The sequence below is a fragment of the Chryseobacterium sp. UYP7 genome, from assembly GCF_056279225.1.
In genome coordinates this window covers 460876-483822 of the sequence record NZ_JBWBQW010000002.1, presented here as the reverse complement: position 1 = coordinate 483822, position 22947 = coordinate 460876, and the positions used below count along the sequence as shown (strand labels likewise).

Sequence of the window (22947 nt, the reverse complement as noted above, 5' to 3'; positions counted from 1 at the left end):
ATGTTAAAGAATAAAAAATTAATTTTCATCGTTGGAAGTCTCGTGGCTTTTATGATCCTGGCTTTGCTTTATGCGAATCCTGTTTTGATGGGGAAACAGCTTTTTCAACACGATATTGTGCAGTACAAAGGCGGTGCAAAAGAATTGCTGGATTACAGAGCTCGAAATGGGGAAGAAACATATTGGAGCGACTCCATGTTTGGTGGAATGCCAACTTATCAAATGGGTGCGCAGTTTCGCGGAGATATCATTAAAAATATTGATGATTTTCTTAATTTTTTACCCAAACCAGCGAATTATATTTTTCTTCTTTTCTCCGGATTTTTTCTCCTTGGAATGGTGGTCGTGCGAAACTGGAAGTATGCGCTTTTAGGCGCAACGTTTTTTGGGCTTTCGACCTATTTTTATATTGCTTTGGCAGCTGGACATAACGGAAAAATTCACACGGTTGCTTATTTTGCACCACTACTAGCCGGAATTTTATTAGTTTATATTCGGAAGAAATATGTGATTGGTTTTATCGTAACTGCTCTTTTTATGGGACTGCAGATCGCGGCGAATCACCCGCAAATGACTTATTATTTATTTATCGCCCTTGGATTTTTATTCTTGTCTGAATTAATTCGAGCTGTTCAGGGAAAAACCGACTGGAAGCATTTTGGGATTTCCACCGGGATTTTAGCTTTGGCATTCGTTCTCGGAATTGGCATGAATTCCCAAAGAATTTTAGCGAACTCCGAATACATCACAGAAACCGTTCGTGGGAAACAAATTTTAGATAACGAAATACATTCGTCTGAAAAATCCGGAATGGATAATGAGAGTATTCTCATGTGGAGTTACGGAAAATTAGAAACTTTAAACCTCTTCATTCCCAGATTAATGGGCGGATCGAGCAACGAAGAAGGTTCCGAAAAAATGATGGCAAAAGTTCAGGAGCTTGTGCAAAGCAACGTTACCTCGCAGGAAGAAATGGATCGGGTTTCCAAAGGTTTCGGTTCCCTAACTTATTGGGGTGAACAACCTGGAACTTCGGGTCCGGCTTATCAGGGAGCAATCGTTTGCTTTCTGGCAATTCTGGGGTTTTTCTTTGGCTGGAAAAAATACAGATACTGGATTTTAGGTGCCTCAATTCTAACCGTATTTTTAGCCTGGGGCAGCAACTTCATTGCGCTCTCGGACTTTTTTATTGATTTTGTTCCGTTTTATAATAAGTTCCGCGCGCCGAGTTCTATTTTGGTCGTGGTAGAATTACTCTTTCCGCTTGTTGCAATTGTTGGACTTTACCGATTTTTTAATTCTAGCGAAAAAACAGAAACTTCAAAGGAAAATATTTTAACAGAAGACTATAAAAAGAAAATTTTAATTCGCGTAAGCGCCGTAGTTTTAGGAATTACTTTTTTATTACTCATTTTCGGGAAAGCAATTTTGGGTTTTCATACCGATATAGAGAAAACTTATCTTCCGCCATATCTACTGGATTTCTTAGTGAATGAAAGATATAAAATGTTTCAAATAGACGCCATTAAAGCGATTATTTATGTTGCAATTGCAGCGGCAGTTTTATTCTTTAGCTTGAAGAAAAAAATCAGTCAGAATGTGGCGATCATCGTTCTCGGCTTGGTGAGTTTATTCGATTTGTGGAGCGTAAATAAAAGATATTTAAATAATGATAATTTCATCGATAAAACTTTTACAGAAAGTCCTTTCCAGACAGAAAATTCCGAATTGCTGATGCAGAAAGTGGGCGATAATAAAAACTTACAATCCCTACTTGCCAATTCGACCATCAACAAAACCTTAGAAACAATTGCGGAAAAAGACAAAACCCATTACCGCATTTACAATCAGGTTTTAGGAACTTTCAGCGAGACAAATACTTCATATTTCAAATCTTCGATCGGCGGTTATCATGCGGTGAAATTACGCCGGTATGATGATTTAATCAATGAATATTTCGGCAAAATTGACACCGTAAAAGTGCCGCGTATTCTAAATATGCTGAACACGAAGTACATGATCTTCGGTGATGCCGAAAAACCACAGTCTGTTGTAAATCCACAGACGAATGGAAATGCCTGGTTTGTTTCTGAAGTGAAATTTGTGGATTCTCCAAACCAGGAAATTAAGCAAATTGGTGAAGTTGATACGAAGAAGATCGCGATCGTTTCGGTTGCTGACAAAAAATATTTTGAGGGAAAGCAAATTCTTGCAGATTCTACAGCATTTTTGAAATTAACCAAATATCAACCCAACGAACTAGAATTTAAAACACAGTCAAAAACGCCACAGTTGGCGGTATTATCAGAGATCTATTATCCGAAAGGCTGGAAGATGTTCGTTGACGACAAAGAAGTTCCGTACATTAAAGCAGATTATTTATTAAGAGCGGTTCACGTTCCGGCAGGAAATCATACGGTGAAAATGATCTTCGCGCCGGATGTTATTGCAAAGGGAAAATTAATTTCGATGCTGGCGTTTGGATTGTTTTTGTTGTTCAGTGGTTTGGGGATGTTTTTTTTATACCGCAAAAGAGACAAAAGGAATTTGGATCATTAAGAATTTCAAAAGAGTGCAAGAATTTTTGATAACACAAAAATACATAACTGATTTAACCTACAGAATTAATGGCGCATGTATTGAAATGCATAAAATTTTAGGTTCGGGTTTAGCAGAAATTGTATATCATAAAGCATTGGAAGAAGAATTTCGAATCAGGAATATTCAATTTAAATCAGAGTTTGTAATTCCTGTTTTTACAAGGACAAAAATCTCGAGTGTGATTTCAAATGTGATTTTTTGATAGAAAATTTAATTGTATTGGAAATAAAAGCGGTGACGCAAATTTTAGATATTCATAAATCGCAGGTTTTGAATTACATGAATTTGCTCAAAGTTCCAAAAGGGATTTTAATAAATTTTAATGTCAAGAATTTATATCATTTTGGTCAGGAAACATTTATTAATAAGTATTTTGATCAGTACGAATAATGTAGTAATGGGATTTTTCAAACTTTTGATTAACTAAAATCTTTTGCCTCTTTTGCGGTGAAACTTATGAAGGAAGAAAAAAAAATATTAATCATCACCTATTATTGGCCACCGGCAGGTGGGCCAGGCGTTCAGCGGTGGTTAAAATTTGTAAAATATTTACCTGAGTTTGGTTGGAAACCTACTGTTTTCATTCCCGAAAATCCAAGTTATCCCATTATTGATGATAGTTTATCTAAAGACGTTTCAAAGGATTTAGAAACCATTAAAACCAAAATCCGGGAACCTTACCAAATCGCAGAATTTTTTGGGAAAGATAATAAGAAATTTAAAGCCGGACAGTTTGATGTTGGCAATAACCAAAGTTGGAAATCTAAACTTTCTATTTGGGTTCGCGGCAATTTTTTTATTCCGGATGCCAGAGTTTTTTGGGTGAAACCTTCGGTGAAATTTCTGAAAAAATATTTGAAAGAAAATCAGTTCGATGCTTTTGTAACAACCGGACCGCCACATTCGATGCATTTGATTGGACTTCAATTAAAAAATGAATTTCCTCAATTAAAATGGATCGCTGATTTTCGGGATCCGTGGACGGAGATTTCTTATTACCAACATTTGAAACTTACCAGATCTTCCGATAAAAAACACAGAGATCTGGAAAGTCAGGTTTTTAAAAATGCTGATATTACTTTAGCCACAAGTTATTCAGATGCAGAAAAATTTCGGGCGAAAGGCGCGAATGCTTTTTGTATTACGAATGGTTTTGATGAGGCTGAGGAAAAAATTCAGATCGAGGAAAAGACTCCGAATGCGAAATTCACTTTAAGCTATATCGGTGTTTTAGAACAGCTGAGAGATCCGGAAGTTTTATGGAAAGTTTTAAATACATTGTTAACGGAGGTGCGAAGTTTTAAGAAAGATTTCCAATTGAAATTGGTGGGCAGAATCGATGAAAAGATCTTGAATCACTTAGAAAAATCTGCTTTGAAAGATTCCATTTTGAATTTAGGGTATCTTTCTCATTCAGAAGCGAATGCGCAAATGCGAAATTCAGATCTGCTGCTGATCACCAATTTTCCGCAGGAAAGTTCGGAGGGAATTATTCCGGGAAAGATCTTCGAATATTTAGCGACGGGAAATCAGATCATTTCTTTTGGTCCAAAAAACAGCGATGTGAAAAAGATTCTGAGCGTAACCAAATCTGGTCAACATTTTTCTTATGATGATTTTGATCTGGTGAAGGATTTTATTCTCTCCAAATACATGGACTGGAAAACGGGTAAATTAACGTCGAACACCAAAAATATCGAGCAATTTTCCCGAAAAAATCTGACTAAAAAACTTACTGAATTATTATAAATGATCTCGCGTGAGGGAGCAGGCGGAAATCCTTTATCATTATTGCCTCAATAATGATAAAGATTGGGAGCCGAATACCGCCCTAAAAAAGAAGAAGCGCAAATTGAAAATTTGCGCTTCTTCTTTTTTAGGGCACGCCCAAATTATTTTATAACCAACCCTGTTCTTTCATCCACTCATCGTTGTAGATTTTCCCCACGTATCTGGAACCGTGATCGTGCAGTAAAACGACAATGATATCATCTTTGGTAAACTGATCTTTCATCTGCACCAATGCAGCCATCGCACTTCCCGCAGAATAACCACAAAAAATACCTTCTTCTTTTGCCAGTTTTCGGGCGTAAATCGCGCCATCTTTATCGGTTACTTTTTCGAAATGATCAATGATCGACATGTCGAAGTTTTCAGGAATAATATCTTCGCCAATTCCCTCTGTAATGTAGGTATAAGCGTGATCAGGATGAAGTTCACCTGTTTCATGGAATTCTTTCAAAATAGAACCGTAAGTGTCGATTCCGATCACTTTAATATTTGGATTTCGTTCTTTAAAAAACATTCCGCAACCCGTAATCGTACCGCCTGTTCCGGCTCCAGCAACAAAATGGGTTAAGTTTCCCTCTGTTTGCTCCCAAATCTCCGGAGCTGTAGATTCGTAATGCGCCGTTCGGTTTGATAAATTATCGTATTGATTCACATACCAACCGTCTTCAGTTTCGGCAGCCAATCTTTTAGAAACGGAATAGTAAGAGCGCGGATCGGTAGGTTTTACATCGGTCGGGCAAACAATTACTTCTGCACCTACTGCGCGTAAAATATCACATTTCTCTTTGGACTGTTTTGAGTTTGTAACGAAAATACATTTATATCCTTTTACAATAGCAGCTAAAGCTAAACCCATTCCTGTGTTTCCAGAAGTTCCTTCAATAATGGTTCCGCCTGGTTTTAAGCGTCCGTCTTTTTCCGCATCTTCGATCATTTTCACGGCCATTCTGTCTTTTACAGAATTTCCGGGATTGAAGGTTTCCACTTTTGCTAAAACCAAAGCCGGAAAATCTTCTCCCAAAACTTTATTAAGTTTCACGAGTGGCGTATTTCCAATAGTTTCAAGAATATTTTGTGCGTATTTCATTGCTGTTTTATATTTCTGTTTTAATCTTTTTAAAGAAGATCTATCAAATTTATTATGATTGTTGATTTCGTAATTAATGGGTTTATAATTACGAATTTGCAAAGATATAATTTTAAAAATTAATTATATTGAATGGCTTTTACGGGAGAAATTTTACTGATCAAATAACTCGGTAAAATTAAGGCCAGTCCGGAAACCAGAAGGATTCCGAAAGATATTGAAAGAATGTAGAAAATATTTAGATCTACAGGAACAACGCTTAAATAGTAATTCTCTGGATTTAAGGTAATGATCCCGAAATATTTCTGAAGGAGTAAAAAGCCGAGTCCAATTAAATTTCCGAAAATCAAGCCGGGAACCATGATCATTAAAGTGTAGTTGATAAAAATGGCGCGAATCTGTCCGTTACTTGCACCCAAAGTTTTTAACATTCCGATAGAATTGGTGCGTTCAATGATCAAAATCAATAAAACCATGACGATATTGATGGTGACAACGACGAGCATGATAATGATGATCAATGCGATATTCGTATCAAAGATGGCGATGAAATCCATGATTTGTGGATATTCTTCCGTCGCTTTTACCGTATAGTTTTTATAGCCTGCAAGCTCATCGATTTTTGGAGCATCTTCGTCGATATCGTTGATGTTTTTTAGGAATACATCAACGCCACCAACTTCGTCATTTTTCATTCCCTGAATTTTCCTGGACTGATTAATTCCGCCGATGATGAACAGATCGTCGATCATTTTGATATCTGTTTTATAAATTCCTACGACTTCAAATTTCCGGTAGATCGGGTTTTGATTTTCCTTTGAAAATATGGCAACAATATTGTCTTTTACATTAAGATGAAGATCCTGAGCGATTTTTTTTGAGATACAGATTTCGTTGCTGTAGCCAACTTCTGTAATAGAAGGTGTTTTTCCGGCAATTAAAAACTTTTTGAATCGGGCACGGTCGAAATCTTTACCCACGCCTTTAAATATAATTCCGGCGAAATTATGTTCGTTGCGTAAAATTCCGCTCACCGAAACATAACTCTGCGTAGAAGCAACGTCGGGAAGCGCTTTTATTTTCTTCAGTTGAAATCCTTCGGTATTAAGAACCGAGGAATTGTAAGAATTATTGGACTGTTTCGATTTGATGGAAACATGCCCGGAAAAATCTGCCATTCTTTCCTTGATCGCTTTTTTCGAACCCAATCCAGTGGAAACCGTAATTAAGGAAACGATCACGCCAAGCGCCACGGAAAGCCGGCCAATAAATACAATAATCCGTGACAGATTATTTTTATTATCTTTGGAAAAAGCTATTTTTTTGGAAAAATATAAAGGAAATTTCAAGCGGATGAATTTAAAAGTCAAAATTAAAGATTTACTTCTAGTTGTGCTAATTTATTTTGGATTTTGCCAAATGTCTTTTGCGCAAAATATCGGCAAAAACTGTTTCAAAACGGGAGCCGACCGACCGGAACTGTATCTTCCTTTACTTCAAAATAAAACGGTTGCGATCGTCACTAATCAAACTGGACTTTTAGCAGACAAAACTTTTCTCGTCGATTTTCTGGTGAAAAATAAGGTGAAGATCAAAACTATTTTTGCGCCTGAACATGGTTTTCGTGGCGATGCAGATGCAGGCGAACACGTAAAAAATGGTGTAGATACGAAAACAGGAATTCCGATCATTTCGCTATATGGCGATAATAAAAAACCGAAGCCCGAACAACTAAAAGGGATTGATATTGTCCTTTTCGATATTCAGGATGTTGGCGTGCGGTTTTACACATACATTTCTACGTTGACCTATGTAATGGAAGCCAGCGCGGAAAATAAGGTAGAAATTATTGTTCTGGATCGCCCAAATCCGCAAGATGGTTATATTGACGGACCTGTTTTAAAAAGCCAGTGGAAAAGTTTTATCGGAATGCACCAAATTCCGGTAGTTTATGGCTTGACGATCGGCGAATACGGCAAAATGGTCAACGGAGAGCAGTGGTTAAAAAATGGAATCCAGGCAAAGTACACTTTGATCCCGATGCAGAATTATCATAAAAAACAGCGATACGGAGTTTCAGCGTCTCCTTCTCCAAATCTACCAAATGATAAAGCCATTAATTTATATCCGAGTTTGTGTTTCTTTGAGGGAACGCAAGTTTCTGTGGGTCGTGGAACAGATCTGCCTTTCCAGATTTATGGCAGTCCGTGGACGAAAGACTTGCCTTATCAATTTACGCCGAAACCCAATTACGGGGCAAAAGATCCTTTCTTAAACGGGAAATTGTGCTATGGCGAAAACCTTTCAGAAAAGAATTTAGATCTTCGAGAACTCGATATCGACTGGCTTTTAAAGGCCTATAAAAATTACAAAAATCCTTCTGAAAATTTCTTTCTGAAAAATTTGTTCTTCGATAAGTTAGCCGGAAGTGATGAACTCAGAAAGCAAATTATTGCTGGAAAGTCTGCTGCCGAAATCAAAGATTCCTGGAAAAGTGATTTAGAAAAATTCCAAAAGATTAGAGCCAAATATGTGATGTATGAAGATTGATCGAGATTAGCCAAGAACCAAGAACCAAGAACCAATAGCCAATAGCCAAGTAAAAAGTGGCAGGTGGTGAATTAGTCAATTGTGAACGGTGAATTTTTTAACATCAGCTAAAAATAAAAATTCGTGCATTTGTGGCAACCTGAATCTGGCCTTCTAAAAACTCGCTTTTACCTGCATTGATCCAATGTGGATCGTTCTTTCTCCAGAATTTCTACCTTCATAATTCAGATTCAACTGTATAAAAGAATTGACAGCCTGTTGCAGAAATACCGACCAAACCTGATTTTTCCCCGGCTTTAAACCATCCAGCATTTGATTGCCGACGATGGAAAAATTATTTCCGGTGAAGTCATTATTAATGAAAGAAAAATTCCCGCGAACCGAAGTTTTCTTCCAGTCCCACTGCAAACTTCCGGTAAGATCAAGTGTTTTTAGAAATTCCTCACCGTCTTTTCTGGCTTTTTGTCTTAGTGCAGAAGAAAGTTCGGCCTGTAAAGTTTCGGTAAATTTATAAGTCGCTTTAGGTTTCGTTTCGAAATTATTCAGAATAAAATCCCGTGATTTAAATAATTGCGAGGCGTTCTCAATATGATGTACCGAATTTTCCCAGTCTATACGGAAATCTTTGTTAAACCAATATCCAAGATTTAAAAGGTTAGAGGTTTGCGACCGTTCCTCGTTGCTGAAGTTGGCATTGATGAGATTGTCATTCGCAATAAAACGATAATTTCCGTTCCAACCGGATTTATCGGTCGGATTAAACTGTGCCGAAGCAAGGACGTTTTGATTTTTCAGGATCTGATCTGCGTTTTTCTCGAAAGGATTCAAAACCAAAACCTGGTCTTTTTTATAAAATGAATTCTGAGAATTTAAAGACACATTAAAATTCCAGCGTTTCAAAAACTGATTTTCAGAATTAAAAATTACGGACGGATTTACAAATAAAGCAAGCTGTAATTTGTTTTTGTTCGATGGAATGTAATTCACGGTATTCGTGTAAATCCTTATGTATTGCGCCAAATCTACGTATTCAGCGATCTCAAATTCATCAATTTGCTGAATTCCATCGCCGTTATAATCCGTCCATTTGTAAATTCCCTGACCATCAGTCACTTTTATATATTGGAATTCGCGCTGCGCTTCCTGGCCGTTTCCAAGCTCATAAAATGCCTGCAGTCGCATTCCGTTTCTGAACAATTGCTGGTTATATAGAATGTTTCCGACCACAAAATCCTGATTAAAATTGGTAGCAAGATCTTGATTCTGGTAATAAAATTTACGGTAATGAATCAAAGCATTCAAGGTTGTCTTTTCAGTTTTGATGATCTGACTTTCTGCCATGATGCCTAAAATGTGGTTCATGTTCTCCAGAGAATTATTTCTTACCGAATCATTATCTCTAAAATACACGCGCGTTAATAATTTGGTTCTTGCCGAATCGCCTATTTTTCTCTGCACAAAGGCTTCTTTCCAGCTGAAACTGGTAACATCCAATTGCTGCGTTTGATTAAAGGTTTTCACGTTGTGCTCCATGTTTCCACCAATGCCCCAACTTCCTTTTTCTGTGGTATATTCCGAAATAACACCGCTTCTTACAAATTTGGTATTCTGAAAAATGGCTTTCGTATCGAGATAAGAAAAGTTTCCTCTGGTATTGAATTTTCCTTTGATCCAGCCAAAATCGAGATCGTTTTTAATACCGCGGTAGGTATCTTTTTCATCCAGATAATTGAGTTTATAATTGAGGAAAGATCGGTTGTTCCATTGATTTAAGAAGTTGAAAATAACTCGGTTTTGAGTGATTTGATTGAATTCCTGCGCCAAATTAAAATCACGGGAAAATTCAACATCATTAATTCGGTCCAGAATATGGAACTGAGAATTAATGTGCTGATATTCAAAGCTTGGTGTTCCTTTCCAGTTATTTTTTTTGAAAGTTTTATAGCCGAAGATCCGGCCTGCATAACCCATGTTTTGGTTGGCATCTTTGGACGAAAATAGATTGACATCGAAATTACTGACCGAGAAATCGGTCCCAATTTTTCCGTCTTCCAGTAAAAATTCGGCATTTCCGGAAAAAACCTGCGTTTTCTGCGGCGCCGGTAATTTGCGGACTGCTTTATAATCGCCCATATTGTTACCCACAAATTCGAAAACACGCCCGTTGTTCGTGGTTTGTTTTACCTGATAATCTCCTAAATTCTGCCCGAAATTGGTGAAGGCAACCTGATATAAAGTCTGCGACTGTTCGGTAGAAAATTCATAATAATTTCCGGCTGAATTTTGAATGAGTTGGTAAAGGATTTTGTTGACATCATATTCTGTAACCGTTCCCGACGGTGCGTACATTAAATTAGGATCGTTTCCTGCGCTGGCCAGAATCTGCTCATCCTCTTTACTTAAATTCAAAGAAAGTGGGGCGTTCTTATTGTCATTCTCTAAAAACCAGTTAAAGCCATATTTTACTTTTTCTCTTTCGTGCTGAACACTTCCTGTGACGAGGAATCTCGTGTAATTTCGGTTCGCATAATTGTATGAAATGGTAATAAAGTTCTGTTTAAATATTGGTCGGAAACTCGTAAACGTAATTTCTCCCGTATTATAATTGATAACATAATCCTGATTTTCGCCACGCTTCATCAAAATACCATCAATAAAAACCTGTTCAGAGCCAGAGATAATCGTAATAAACTGTTCTCCGTTTTTTCCGGTTAACCGATAAGGACCTTGATTTCCTTCAACGCCCTGAAAACGGATCCGGTGAAACTCACTTCTGGCAACTCCGGCAGAAACATCTACGAACGTTTTATTTGTAGTCCCGAAATTGGTTTGAAACTGCAGTCCCATACTTCTTCGCTGATACCGACCAAAATAGGTTTTCTCATCGATCATATCTAAATGTCCGGCCCGCAAAATAGAGCGGTCTTTAATATTGAGCTGCATGTAGATCTTATCGAATTCTTCTAAGGTTTGCGTATAACCATCAGCTTGAATTGGTAAATTATGATCAGAAATAGACGCTAAAACAGAGACGTCTTTTGAAAGTTTACCCGAAATCTGCAGATCCATCGAACTCTGTACACTTTGTCCCTGATTATTCCCAAAAGTAATCCCACGAATAATCGAACCTTTAGAGTTGAGATCACCTAAAATTTGAGATCTCGGATTTTTCACCAAAACGCCTTCGTCGACAATAATTTTGTTTTGAGTTCTAATAAAATCCAGCGTATCCTTAGAGAATACATCTTTATCGATTCTGGCCGCTAGAATGGAATCTCTTTTCGTAGAATCGGCAGGAATATTGGGGTTTTTCCAAGAGAAAATCTGGGCATCAAATAAATGTAATGCTGCTGTTATGAAGATTAAAAAAAATATTTTTCTCGCCAAAGTCTCTGGTTAATATCGTGTGTAAAAGTAACGAAAAAGTGCTTTTAAAATTGCAATTGAATCTTTAACAATTACTTAGTTTTATAATGATGTTATCTATAAAAAAACAACGTACTTTTGGCGCTTAAATTATTAATTAAAAAATTTTCGACAATGAAAAAACTTTATTCTTTATTCGCAGCTGTAATTTTAGCTGTAAATATAAATGCACAAACTTCAACACAGGTTGTAAACGAAAGTTTCGCGTTTACTGGAGCATTAAATGCAAACGGTTGGTCTTCGCACAGCGGAACGGCGGCACAATTATTATCAGATGGTAATGCTGCAAAATTAGTTGCAGGTAACTCTGAAGATGTAAACAAAGCATTTTCTGCGAGTTACGCGATCGCGCCTGGTCAGAAAAGCGAAGCAAATTATTTTGCAACAATAGAGGTAGCAAATGCTACAGGACTTTCAACAACCGGTGAGTATTTCTTAACGCTTTCTAGTGCTGCGGGAACAACTGGCGTAAGCAGTTTTTATGCAAGACTTTTTATTAAAGGATCCACTACAGGGTACACTCTTGGGATTTTAAATAACTCTGGAGGTACAGTAACTCCAACTTACGGTGCTGAAATTGCTTATGGTTTAGCTGCAAATATCGCAGTAAACTATTCAGTTGATAATACATTGGCAACTCCTACGAATGTAGCTACTTTGCAAATCAATGCGCAACCATTGCTTACGAATTCTACAGGTACTGGAGCGATCCCGACTGTATTATCTTCTATCGCAATCAGAGAAGCGGGTAACGCCACAAGCGGAACTGGAAATATCTCTATTGATAATATTGTGGTGACCACCATTTCAAGCACTTTAGCCGTTTCTGATGCAAATGCAGCAAAAGCTAACCTGGTAAAAAATACCGTTGTAGCAAACACTATTATTTTTGCCGCTAAAGCAAATGTACAAGTGATTAACGCAAACGGACAAGTTGTAAGAACTGCTTCTGTAAACGAAAATACTGCACTGGAGGTAGCAACTTTACCTAAAGGAATGTACATTGTTACAGGAACTGTAAATGGGAAATTAGTTTCTCAGAAAATTATTAAAAAGTAATTTTACATTATTGTTAAATAAAAATGCTTCTCAAAATGAGAAGCATTTTTTGTGTAAATTTGTTATACACCAATCAAAATATTTATTATGAAAAAAATCTTTACAATCTTGAGTGTCATTGCAATAGCTACTATGAGCAGCGCACAAATCGTAATCAGCGAAGTTTATGGCGGTGGTGGCGGCGGTACCGCTACTTATGCAAATGATTATGTTGAATTAGTGAATTTAGGTACGTCTGCAGCCTCATTAAACGGAGGAACTTTACAATATGCGTCGGCAACAGGTAACTTTAATTCTTATGCTGCGTTGCCGAATATCACTTTAAGTGCTGGTCAAAAATATTTGATCGAAATGATGCCTTCCACTGCGCCGCCTGCAGGAGCTGCACTACCAACCGCCGATTATCAAATAGCAAGCAATATTTCTTTCTCTAATGGAAATACGTACAATGGCGGTTTCAATATGTCAGCTGCAAACGGAAAGATTGTATTAACAAGTTCTGTAGTTCAAATTACATCTCCAACAGATGCAGCAGTAGTTGATTTTGTTGGTTACGGGTCAGCAACTACGTTTGAAGGAGCCGGAGCTGCACCAGGTTTAGATGCTGTAAGTTCTGCAACACGAACAGCAGGAGACACCAATAATAACGCTGCTGACTTTGTAAAAGCAGCGCCAACTCCACAAAATACTGCCAGTTTAGCGGTATCTGATGTCAATGGAATCAAAATTAATTTAGTAAAAAATTCGAATGTAAGTAACGCTATCGTGTTTGGAGCTAAAACAAACGTTCAAATTATCAGTGCCAACGGGCAAGTGGTTAAAACGGCGTCGGTTTCAGAAAACACAAGCTTAGATATTTCTTCTTTACCAAAAGGAATGTATATCATTTCTGCGGAGGTAAATGGACAAAAAGTTTCTCAGAAAATCATCAAGAACTAAATTTCTCGATCTTCAATAGAAATGCCGCTTGTAATGAGCGGCTTTTTTTGTTGAAAATATGTCAGATGCTTGGAACTCTGAATATTTATTTTGAATTAGAACCATCCTCTTCTGAAGTAACTGGTGATCGCAGAAAAATTGAGCATCAACGTAAAACGGATCCTTTTTCCGTAATCTTTAAAGCCCGGTTCGAAACCGAGAGAACTTTGTATCGGGAAATAAACTTCCAGAAAATCCGGAATTACCTTTAATTTTACGCCAGAATCCCAGATGAATTTCGGGTCACGTGATTTGCTTTTGTAAACTCCCGCATCTGCGTAAACATTAAACCAGCGCCAAACATGCGAATCAACATTTACGGAGGTGATCCACTGATTTGCCGTCGTTCCAAGATAAGATTTAAATCCACCTTCCGCCTGAATATACTGCTGAGCAAACAAACCTGTCGTCGCACTTTGTCCCAATAATCCATAAGAGAACGAGTAGTTAGACACTCGAGAGATGCCGTAATCAAAAAGATTGTTTTTGGTTTCATTCGTAATAAAATAACCACCAAAAAACCGAAAACTGATCTTCTTATCCTGCGCAAATTCCCAGCGGTAAAATGCTTCTCCCGAGATCTTCTGAAAATCTTCCATGAACTGCAGATTTGCACTCAGATATTTCTCATGGATCATCTGCCGGTCGGAATATCCATAACCAATATTCCAAAGGTTATATTTCTGATACTCGTTTGGAGTTAGTGTTTTGGGATCTAAATCTTTATCGAAAAAATTATAAGAAAAGCTTAAACTTCTACCGATATCGCTTCTCGGATTTTTATTAAAATTGAAATTGGCGTACGCAGATAGTTTTCTGTATTTCAGATCGTAATCGTAATGAAAGTAAGAGCCGGAAACACCCACATTTAAGCTTCTGTAAAAACTTTCTGCAGGTTGAAAAGAGTAGGAGATTCCACCTGAACCTGTCGGTTTTCCCGTACCAGAACTGTAATATGGCGTAAAAGAATAATTAAATTTACGTTCGAAGAAGGAAGAATTCTTAAAATTGAGTCCAACCAGAACTCTGTCGTATGCATTAAAATTGAGGCGTGGATTTAAATACACTTCATTATATTCCGGATTCGGAATATCCCGAAATAGCTTAAACTTGATTTTTTTGGTGTTTGCAAAAAGACCTTTGGTGTACAAATAATTATCTCTGTAGTTTTTCTCCGGAAAAATATATTCATCGTTGATCACAATTTTATCGGCATTCGACTGCGGAATAGTGTAAACGATCGATTTTTTTGAATCACTGGTGTCGAACCAAAATTCTTTTTTCTCCCCCGTTTTCGTTACAGTTTCTATTTTGAAGGGAATTTGCTGCGTTGTATTTTTTTCAATTTTTACCTGAAATTCATCGCCTGTTTTGGTGTAGCGTTTCAATTTAAAGTTGACGCGATTTTTTTTCTGAACAAAATCTTCTAAAAAATCCGCAGAATATCCAGACGCTAAAGTCAGTTCATCCATAAAAATTTTTTGATCCATATGTTTTGCCCGATTTTCAATCAGAAAGTCTCTCACAAAATCGTCAAATTTTTCGCGTCCCATTTTCTCCGCGATGAAAGAAAACACACTGCCACTTTCGAAATAGCTGATCGCATTTGCATTATAATTACTCAGATCGAGAAAGGGTTCTGCAATTTTCTGATCCAGATTTTGGGTCATGATGTATTGATAAGCCAATCCGTACCTTTCAGAAAGTTTCAGGTCTGAAGCATGAAAAAATTTCAAAGGTTTAAAACCGAAAATATTAACGTTTTCGGGCAGATTTCCAAGCAGTTTTTCTTCTTTATAATATCTTTCGATGTATTGGATTTCGAGATACGTCTTCAAACCGTTCATTACCCAGTGATCATTATCTTTCTGGAAAACCGTGGATTGCTCTACAATATTTTTCGAAATGATACTGAAATAGTTGAGGTCGTTTCTTTCGGCTTCAGAAAAAAGCTGATAGCGGAATTTCCAGAATTTTAGATCGTCTAAACCTGTAAAATTTTCATTTTTTCTGAATTTTTCACTGATGAATATTTTCTCCGGCAGAAAACCGATTTTACTTTTAATGAAGTTAAGATGTAAAGGCAGATAGAATTCCAGATTTTCCTTTTCGGTTTCACTTAAAACATAGCCGAAATTGATATCGATTTTCTGACCTTCTACAACTGAAGAAATGGTGGTGAAATTATTTTCGGAAATGATAAATTCAGGATCTGTATTTAATTTTCCTTCAAAATAATTGGGTTGAATTTCGGGTAGATTACTTTGAGAGTAATAATTTACAGGAACATCTAGGTTGATCTTCCAGTAATTTCCGGGACTTTGATTTTCTTCGATATCGTTGAAAAATTTTGGCGAAGGATCTTCGTTTTCAAACCCGTCAGGAACAAGAAAGAAATATCTCAACGCAATTTTTCTTCCGTCGCTTCCGTAACCTGTAAATTTTTTATCGGGAAGATTCACCAAATATTCCAGAGAAAGAGTAAGCTTTTCGCCCGGTTCTAATTTGGTTGAAAGTGGAAGATAAATATTTTCCTGAGCAGCATCAAACCCTGAGATCAGCTGGCCGTTTGCTTTGATCTGAACGTTTTGTAAACTCCCGAGTTCATTCGGTTTTGCAAAATACAAGTCGTTTTTTCGGTCTTCTAATTTTCGGTTGACGAGAGAAGTATTTCTGTTTTGGTAAGAAGCGATCCAGTTGAGTAATTTTATCTGATCCAGCGCTGAAGAGGTATTATTGTAATAGGTAATTTCTTGATTGACAGAGATCTGGCGTTGGTCTGCCGAAATTTTAGCAGCAATATAAATAGTATCCTGTTGTGCAGAAACCACAACAAAATTCGCCAGTAAAATAAATCCCCAAAAAAATCTTTTCATTTTCTATTAAGGCTCAAATATAATGATGTTTTTTCTAAACTGTTATTAATTTAATTTATTTCGAAATTATAGTTATTTTTACCAAATATTCAATGTTAAAGCCAATTTTCCATATCGTTTTTACGCTGTTGCTGTTAAGTTTTCAAAACGCTTTTTGCCAGGTTATAGAGACTACGGCGCCTTTGATCATTGACCAATCGAAATCTACAATTCGAACCCGGTTTACGCCGCCAAAAGGTTATTTTTATGTTAAAGATATGCCCGGAAGTTTCGCGGAATATTTGGTTAATTTTCCACTTCATCCGCCTAATTTTCCGGTTCGGGATTTCAATGCAGTTCCGATCCAAAGGCAATATAATCATGCGGCGATCCTTAAAATAGATGTTGGCGACAAAGATCTGCAACAGTGCGCAGACGCGTGGATGAGGTTATATGCGGAATATTTATGGTCTCAAAAAAGGTTTGAAGAAATAGGATTTGAGTTTACAAGCGGTCAGTTTTTTTCCTGGAGTGATTATAAAAAAGGAGTTCGCACCAAAGAAATTAAAACACGCGTCCAGTTTTATAAGACTGGAAAAATAGATGATTCTTATGAAAGTTTCAGAGAATACCTAAATATTATTTTTCGGTATGCAGGAACGATCTCGTTAAATCGGGAATCAGTTTCGGTGCTGAAAAATTCTCAAATTCAAACGGGAGATTTTCTCATCAAACCTGGCAGTCCGGGACATTCTGTAATCGTAGTCGGAGTAGCACAGAACAACTCCGGGAAAAGACTTTATCTTCTGGCAGAAAGTTTTATGCCTGCGCAGGACATTCATATCTTAAGAAATACGGCAAAATCCCACCTTTCTCCGTGGTATGAACTGGATGTAAATGCGCCAAAAACCGTGACTGCAAAATATATTTTCAACCCAACATCCATTAAAAGATTTGATGCGATAAAGAAAAAAGAAAAGGAGAATCCTTAAAATAAGATTCTCCCCGAGAAATATAAATAGATATTTGTGTTGCTTTTGGGTAAGCCGAAATTCGACTTTAATTCATATCAAATCTGAGTTTTAAAGAGGCTTTTATCTTTACTGAATATAATTTCTAAATTCAGAAAATTCTTTTTTCAGCACTGATATTTAAAGCTGCTCTTATAAAAATAAATAACTTTAAAAATTGATAGGCAAAGTTAGGCAGTTACTGATTCGTGCACATTGACCTATGGTAAGAAACGATAATTGTGGAGTGTAATTAGAGACTCAGAAATAGTATTTTTGCAGACTCAATTTTAATCACTTCCTCTTCATGAAAAATACTTTACCCAATTCGCTTCTCTACCTTCTGAGTATTTCTGCAGGCCTCGTTGTTGCGAACTTATATTATAATCAGCCTTTGTTGCACGATATCGCAGTTAGTTTAAATGCAAGTGATTCTGAAGTCAGTAACGTTGCTCTTTCGACTCAGATCGGTTATGCAATGGGATTATTGCTGATAATTCCACTCGGAGATAAAATCAGCAATATGAAAATTATTAAAATTGATTTTTTGATTCTGGTGCTTTCACTTTTAGGCGCAGCTTTATCGAAATCGTTGATCTTATTAATTATCAGCAGTTTCTTGATTGGATTTACATCTACACTTCCACAGTTATTTGTTCCAATGGTTGCGCATCTCAGCAACGATGAGGGTCGTGGACGTGCGATCGGAATAGTGATGAGCGGTTTGCTGATCGGGATCTTGGGAAGTCGGGTTTTGAGTGGACTGATCGGAGAATATTTTGGCTGGCGCAGTGTTTTTTATGGCGCAGCTGGCTTAATGACTTTGCTTTTCTTTTTATTGAACGCGAAATTGCCGTTGATCCAACCCAAATTTGGAGAGAGTTATGCAAAATTGATGAAGTCGCTTTGGTTCTATTTGAAGACTGAACCGAGTTTAAGACTTGCCACTTTGCGCGGTGCGTTGGCATTCGCGAGTTTGAGCGCCTTTTGGACAACCCTGGTTTTTCTAATGCAAGATTCTTTTGGTTATGGAAGCGCGGTTGCAGGCGGATTTGGATTGTTTGGAATCGCAGGTGCGCTCGGAGCAACCTTTGTCGGGAAGATGAATAATAAGGTCAAGAAAAGCAAGTTGATCATCGCGGGAGCAGTGTTAATTATTGTTTCCTGGGTGCTTTTTCTATTTTCCGCGCATTCAATTATTGGTTTGATTATCGGCGTGATCTTAATTGATCTCGGCGTTCAGGGCGTTCACATTACAAATCAAAATATTGTTTTTTCTAAAAATCCAGAAGCCAGAAACCGTGTGAATACGATTTATATGGTAGGATTTTTCATCGGTGGAGCGGTCGGAACCAGTTTAGGTTCGCTTGCCTGGAATTATTCTGGATGGACGGGAGTTTCGATCTTAGGTTTGAGTTTTTCTGCAGTTATTCTGATCGTACAATTGCTGGCGGATAAAAGAACGGTTTAGAATTGTTTTCTCGCAGATTTTGTAGATGACGCAGATGAATACTTTTAATCTGCCAAATCTGCGAGAGCAAAAACCATTATATAAAGTTTGATTTATTTTAATAAACAATCTTCAAGATCTCAAAAATATTTTCCTTTTCGCCTAATTTTAAAATTGCTTTCTCTCCCACTTTTTTATTCATCAAAGCTTTTGCGATCGGCGTGATAAATGATATTTTGCCCTTCGAAATATTAGCTTCATCAACACCAACCAGTTGAAAAGTTTGGGTTGAATTGTTTCCGGTATTTTTAAAAGTTACGGTTGCCCCAAAATGAACTTCATCCTGCGGAAGTTTCGCACTATCGATAATTTTTGCAGTGGCAATTCGTTCATTGAGTAACTGAAGTTTCGCGTTGCTGTGATTAACGGAAATACGGTATTCTTTCTCGTGCGACGCATCTAAGTTTTCCTGTTCGCGTAGTAAATTTTCGCGCTCTTCTAATAAAGATTCAATTCCATTTTGAGTCACGAAATTATCACTTCCTGCAGGTAAATCGGCTCGTGGTGCCACTAATGGAACTTCTTCCTGATCATCTTCTTTTACAAATCCTCGGCTCATTATTCATTATTTTGAAGGTTTTTTAATGCAATTTCAATTCCAAATAAAAATTGTACACAGACAGCAAATGATAGTTTTAAAAAAGAAAAACTTCTGAAATAGCAATTCCAGAAGTTTTAAAATTTTAATCAGAAATTATTAATCACAATTCCCGTCAACATCACAACTTTCTCCGCTGTGAATAATTTTCAAACCTTGATCTCCAGCCGAAAATTCTTCCCAGGATTTTTCTAAAACTTCTGAAAAAGTAGAGGATGGTTGCGCACCGGAAACTCCGTATTTATCGTTAATTACAAAAAAAGGAACTGCATTTATTCCCATTTGTCGCGCCAACATAATATCCTGCGAAACGGCAAGTTTAAATTCATCTGAATTTAAGGCATTTTTGATATCTTCTTCTTTCAACGAAATTGATTTCCCTATTTCTACTAAAGTCGCTTCATCGTCAATATTTTTCCCATCGATTAATTGTGCAATGAACAACGCTTCTTCCGCTTCGTTACCCAGATTTTTAGTAGTAGCAAACTGAAGAAGAAGATGACCTTTATAAGAATTGGCGACTTTTTGATGGTCGAAGTTAAATTCGATTCCAGCGTCTTTTCCGGCTTTGTTAACGTGTTCGTACATTCCTTTCGCCTCTTCGATTGAAACTCCTTTTCTTTCGGAAAAATATTCCAGCGAACTTTTTTCAGGCTGGGTTTTCAAATCCGGATCAAGTTGGAAACTGTGCCACGTCACATCAATTTTTTCCTTTTCTGGAAATTGATCCAAAGCTTTTTCGAAATTCTTTTTTCCTACATAACAGAACGGACAACGAATGTCACTCCAAATATCTACTTTCATAACTTTTTTATTTAATACCATCAAAGATACGAATCTTGAAATTTTTAAACATTGATATAAAGTAAGAAGAGATTGTTTGTATCAATTTGTGGCTTTTAAATCACCAATAATCCTGAATATTTCATCAACAAATACCATAAGGTTAGCGTTACTAGAGAAAGTGGAATTCCCACGCCGATCATTAAATTGCAAAGTTTCGGTTCTAATTTGTGCGTTGAAGCGATAATTGCTGCTGTGATCATTGGCGCCATCGCAGCTTCTAAAAATGCGATTTCAATTATTTCACCTCTTTGTTTCAGAAAGATAAAATAGAGGACGAAAATAACGGCGGGAAATAGAATGAGTTTAAATAAAAGTCCCCAAAATAAAGGTTTCGCTTCCTCATCCAGTTTCTGCCATTTGAGCTGACTTCCAACAGAAACCAAAGCGAGCGGAACCGTAGTCGCTCCTAATTTTGCAAAGACATCATCAATAACGAAGGGAACGTGAATGCTCATTAAATTTAATAGAACGGCAACTAAGAAAGCGATGAAAGGTGGGAACTTTAAAATCTTTTTCAAAATGTCGGAGATTGAACTTTTTCCTCCAGAATAAAAGTTTGCGATGGTAATTCCTAAAGTTGATAATGCGACAAATGAACCCGGTTGATCGACGAGCATAACGGTTTTTAAACCACTTTCACCGTACAAAGACTGAATGACGGGAATACCGACGAACGAAGTATTTCCAAATCCTGCACACATAATCAGCGCGCCGATCAATGTTTTCGACCATTTCATTTTCTTGCCTAAAAACGTGAAAAACAGAAAGGCTAAAAAAATATTCAGCCACGGAACCATCACTGGAAAAATCACTTGAAAGTTTAAGACGATTTTTGGAATGTAATAAAGCGATAATGCCGAAAGAGAAATGTTGATGACGAAAGAATTTAGCGCTAAATGGCCATTTTCTGGGAATAGTTTTGTTTTCCGGAGAAAAATTCCCAGAAATAAACAGAGAAAAAGTAAAATTAAATTAGACAAATTTCAATTTTATTAGGGATTGATTTAAGTGTATCAATCTTTTAAATCTAAAAAAGGTTTCGACAGGCTCAACCTGACAAAATAATTAAAACTTATTCAGAAATCTTTGTCAGACTGAGCCTGTCGAAGTCTTTATTATTAAGAACATAAAAAAACTCTTGCAGATTTAACAGGTTGAGCAGATTTTTTTTGAGTTGATCTGCAAAATCTGCGCAATCAGCGAGAGTATAATTATATTTTTAAATTACGTTACAAACTTCCTTCATAAGCATTCCAACCTGCGATCTTGTAAGTCAAAGCAGATTGTTCAGCGTCATCGGCTTTGTAAATTCCACGGCCGACGATAATGAAATCGGTTTCCAGTTGAGTGAAAGCATGCTCCGGCGTATTGTATTGTTGACCTTTTCCGTCGCCTGAATCGGCTAAATTAATTCCCGGTGTAAACAAAAGCAGTTCGTTCGGAATTTTATTTTGAGAAACGCCACCAAAAACATTCGGATGAGATAAAGCTATTTTTGTAGCTTCTTCTCTATAATTTGCATCCGTTAAAGTTCCTTTTGAGGACATTCCTAAAATAGCGACAACACCAACATTTCTGAAACAATCCAGAGATTCATAACCCGCGATAACTTGCGCTGTCACAAGATCTGCCCATTGCGAAATTTTGTAAGTTCCGTAAGCGAACTGCAATTCTTGTGTGTTTCCAATGTCGGCAAATTTGCGGTCTTCCATCAAAAGGAAATTATATTTCGTTGCAATATCTTTTAGGGGCAAAATCGTCTTGTCGTGATCAAAATCCAGTAAAATATCGATATGCGTTTTTAAAGCAACGATATGCGGACCGACTTTTTCAGCCAGTTCCAATAATTCCTGAGTAGAAGTCACATCGGCGGAAACAATGAGGTTGGATTTTTTCTCGATGGCGATCTGCAATAATTTTTGAGCCACAGAATGATCGCAAATATCTAATTTAGATTCGTAAGAAAGTCTTTTTTCTTCTTCAAAACGGACCACATTTCCAGAGAGAAAATCATTAATTCTACCAACTTCATCATCGGTTAAATGACCTTCTTCTTTCAACATCGAACATACTTCAGAAATAGTAAAAAGAGTATGAACACGGAATCCTTTATGCTCCAGAATTTCTTTTCCACCTTGTTGACGGTCGAGAACTACTACAATATCTGAAACGGTAATGCCTTCATTTTCAATTTCAGGAATGGTTTCCAGTAGCGAAGTTCCGGAAGTAATCACATCTTCGACCAACAAACAGTTTTGACCCTTCGTGTAAATACCTTCGAGCATCTTTTTGGTGCCGTATTGTTTGGCTTCTTTCCGTTTGATGATCAATGGAAGATAACTTTCCAGAGACATCGCCGTCGCCATAGGAAGTGCGGCGTAAGGAACGCCACAGATCAAATCGAAATTATCAAGTGGAAGCATATCCAAAAGATAATTGGCGAGTTTTTTCAAAATTTTTGGGTCAGAAGCGAGCGGACGTAGATCCACATAAAAAGGGCTTTCAATTCCCGATTTTAGGGTAAATCTTCCAAACTTAATGATGCCGAGTTTGTAACACTCCAGAAAAAATTCTTTCTTAGTTTCCATGTACTTTTTACTTTATTACAAAGTTAAGATTTCCGTGGAACTTTAACG

Annotated in this window: 15 protein-coding genes and 1 pseudogene; 8 read left to right on the top strand and 8 right to left on the bottom strand. The window is 37.1% G+C overall.

The features are described from left to right. From ACZ9HT_RS06490 to ACZ9HT_RS06480, 3 genes and pseudogenes are all read left to right on the top strand, one after another. Window positions 1-2559, top strand: coding sequence for a YfhO family protein (locus ACZ9HT_RS06490; RefSeq protein ID WP_476039649.1), 2559 nt, complete (start codon window positions 1-3; stop codon window positions 2557-2559). Continuing rightward, window positions 2501-2991: pseudogene (locus tag ACZ9HT_RS06485) on the top strand (GxxExxY protein). The gene ACZ9HT_RS06490 and the pseudogene ACZ9HT_RS06485 overlap by 59 nt, the downstream one beginning before the upstream one ends. Window positions 2992-3057: 66 nt before the next feature. Further along, entirely contained in the window at window positions 3058-4350 is a 1293-nt protein-coding gene (locus ACZ9HT_RS06480; RefSeq protein ID WP_476039648.1) for a glycosyltransferase family protein, read from the top strand. A gap of 148 nt (window positions 4351-4498) precedes the next feature. Here ACZ9HT_RS06480 and ACZ9HT_RS06475 read toward each other — a convergent pair whose 3' ends face one another. Next, on the bottom strand, window positions 4499-5479 hold the full coding sequence (locus tag ACZ9HT_RS06475) for a PLP-dependent cysteine synthase family protein (RefSeq protein ID WP_476039647.1): 981 nt from the start codon (window positions 5477-5479) through the stop codon (window positions 4499-4501). A gap of 119 nt (window positions 5480-5598) precedes the next feature. Further along, window positions 5599-6828 (bottom strand): ABC transporter permease, encoded by a 1230-nt coding sequence (locus tag ACZ9HT_RS06470; RefSeq protein ID WP_476039646.1) that lies wholly within the window; start codon window positions 6826-6828, stop codon window positions 5599-5601. 4 nt (window positions 6829-6832) lie between these two features. Here ACZ9HT_RS06470 and ACZ9HT_RS06465 point away from each other — a divergent pair, with 4 nt between their 5' ends. Next, window positions 6833-8029, top strand: coding sequence for an exo-beta-N-acetylmuramidase NamZ family protein (locus tag ACZ9HT_RS06465; RefSeq protein WP_476039645.1), 1197 nt, complete (start codon window positions 6833-6835; stop codon window positions 8027-8029). 153 nt (window positions 8030-8182) lie between these two features. Here the strand turns inward: ACZ9HT_RS06465 and ACZ9HT_RS06460 are convergent, their stop codons facing one another. Beyond that, the gene (locus tag ACZ9HT_RS06460; RefSeq protein ID WP_476039644.1) at window positions 8183-11416 is read right to left on the bottom strand and encodes a hypothetical protein; all 3234 of its coding nucleotides are present in this window, start codon (window positions 11414-11416) and stop codon (window positions 8183-8185) included. Between the two features lie 153 nt (window positions 11417-11569). Here ACZ9HT_RS06460 and ACZ9HT_RS06455 point away from each other — a divergent pair, with 153 nt between their 5' ends. Further along, window positions 11570-12514: a T9SS type A sorting domain-containing protein gene (locus ACZ9HT_RS06455; RefSeq protein ID WP_476039643.1), complete on the top strand. Its 945-nt coding sequence runs from the start codon at window positions 11570-11572 to the stop codon at window positions 12512-12514. Between the two features lie 87 nt (window positions 12515-12601). After that, window positions 12602-13453 carry a T9SS type A sorting domain-containing protein gene (locus tag ACZ9HT_RS06450; RefSeq protein WP_476039642.1) on the top strand — a complete coding sequence of 284 codons (852 nt, stop codon included), beginning with the start codon at window positions 12602-12604 and terminating at the stop codon, window positions 13451-13453. 95 nt (window positions 13454-13548) lie between these two features. Here the strand turns inward: ACZ9HT_RS06450 and ACZ9HT_RS06445 are convergent, their stop codons facing one another. Next, on the bottom strand, window positions 13549-16368 hold the full coding sequence (locus ACZ9HT_RS06445) for a gluzincin family metallopeptidase (protein WP_476039641.1): 2820 nt from the start codon (window positions 16366-16368) through the stop codon (window positions 13549-13551). Window positions 16369-16460: 92 nt separating this feature from the next. Between ACZ9HT_RS06445 and ACZ9HT_RS06440 the strand changes: the two genes are divergently transcribed. Then, on the top strand, window positions 16461-17339 hold the full coding sequence (locus tag ACZ9HT_RS06440) for a DUF4846 domain-containing protein (protein WP_476039640.1): 879 nt from the start codon (window positions 16461-16463) through the stop codon (window positions 17337-17339). A gap of 325 nt (window positions 17340-17664) precedes the next feature. Further along, window positions 17665-18828: an MFS transporter gene (locus ACZ9HT_RS06435; RefSeq protein ID WP_476039639.1), complete on the top strand. Its 1164-nt coding sequence runs from the start codon at window positions 17665-17667 to the stop codon at window positions 18826-18828. Window positions 18829-18925: 97 nt separating this feature from the next. On the opposite strand, the gene ACZ9HT_RS06430 is transcribed toward ACZ9HT_RS06435, so the two are convergent. The 4 genes from ACZ9HT_RS06430 to pyrF form a co-directional block, all read right to left on the bottom strand. After that, on the bottom strand, window positions 18926-19426 hold the full coding sequence (locus ACZ9HT_RS06430) for a GreA/GreB family elongation factor (protein ID WP_476039638.1): 501 nt from the start codon (window positions 19424-19426) through the stop codon (window positions 18926-18928). A 138-nt stretch (window positions 19427-19564) separates the two neighbouring features. Further along, window positions 19565-20269: a DsbA family oxidoreductase gene (locus tag ACZ9HT_RS06425; RefSeq protein ID WP_476039637.1), complete on the bottom strand. Its 705-nt coding sequence runs from the start codon at window positions 20267-20269 to the stop codon at window positions 19565-19567. A 95-nt stretch (window positions 20270-20364) separates the two neighbouring features. Next, window positions 20365-21291, bottom strand: a complete 927-nt coding sequence (locus ACZ9HT_RS06420) for an AEC family transporter (protein ID WP_476039636.1) — start codon at window positions 21289-21291, stop codon at window positions 20365-20367. Between the two features lie 249 nt (window positions 21292-21540). After that, complete coding sequence (gene pyrF / locus ACZ9HT_RS06415) at window positions 21541-22899, bottom strand: orotidine-5'-phosphate decarboxylase (RefSeq protein WP_476039635.1); 1359 nt, start codon at window positions 22897-22899, stop codon at window positions 21541-21543. Window positions 22900-22947: the final 48 nt, after the last annotated feature.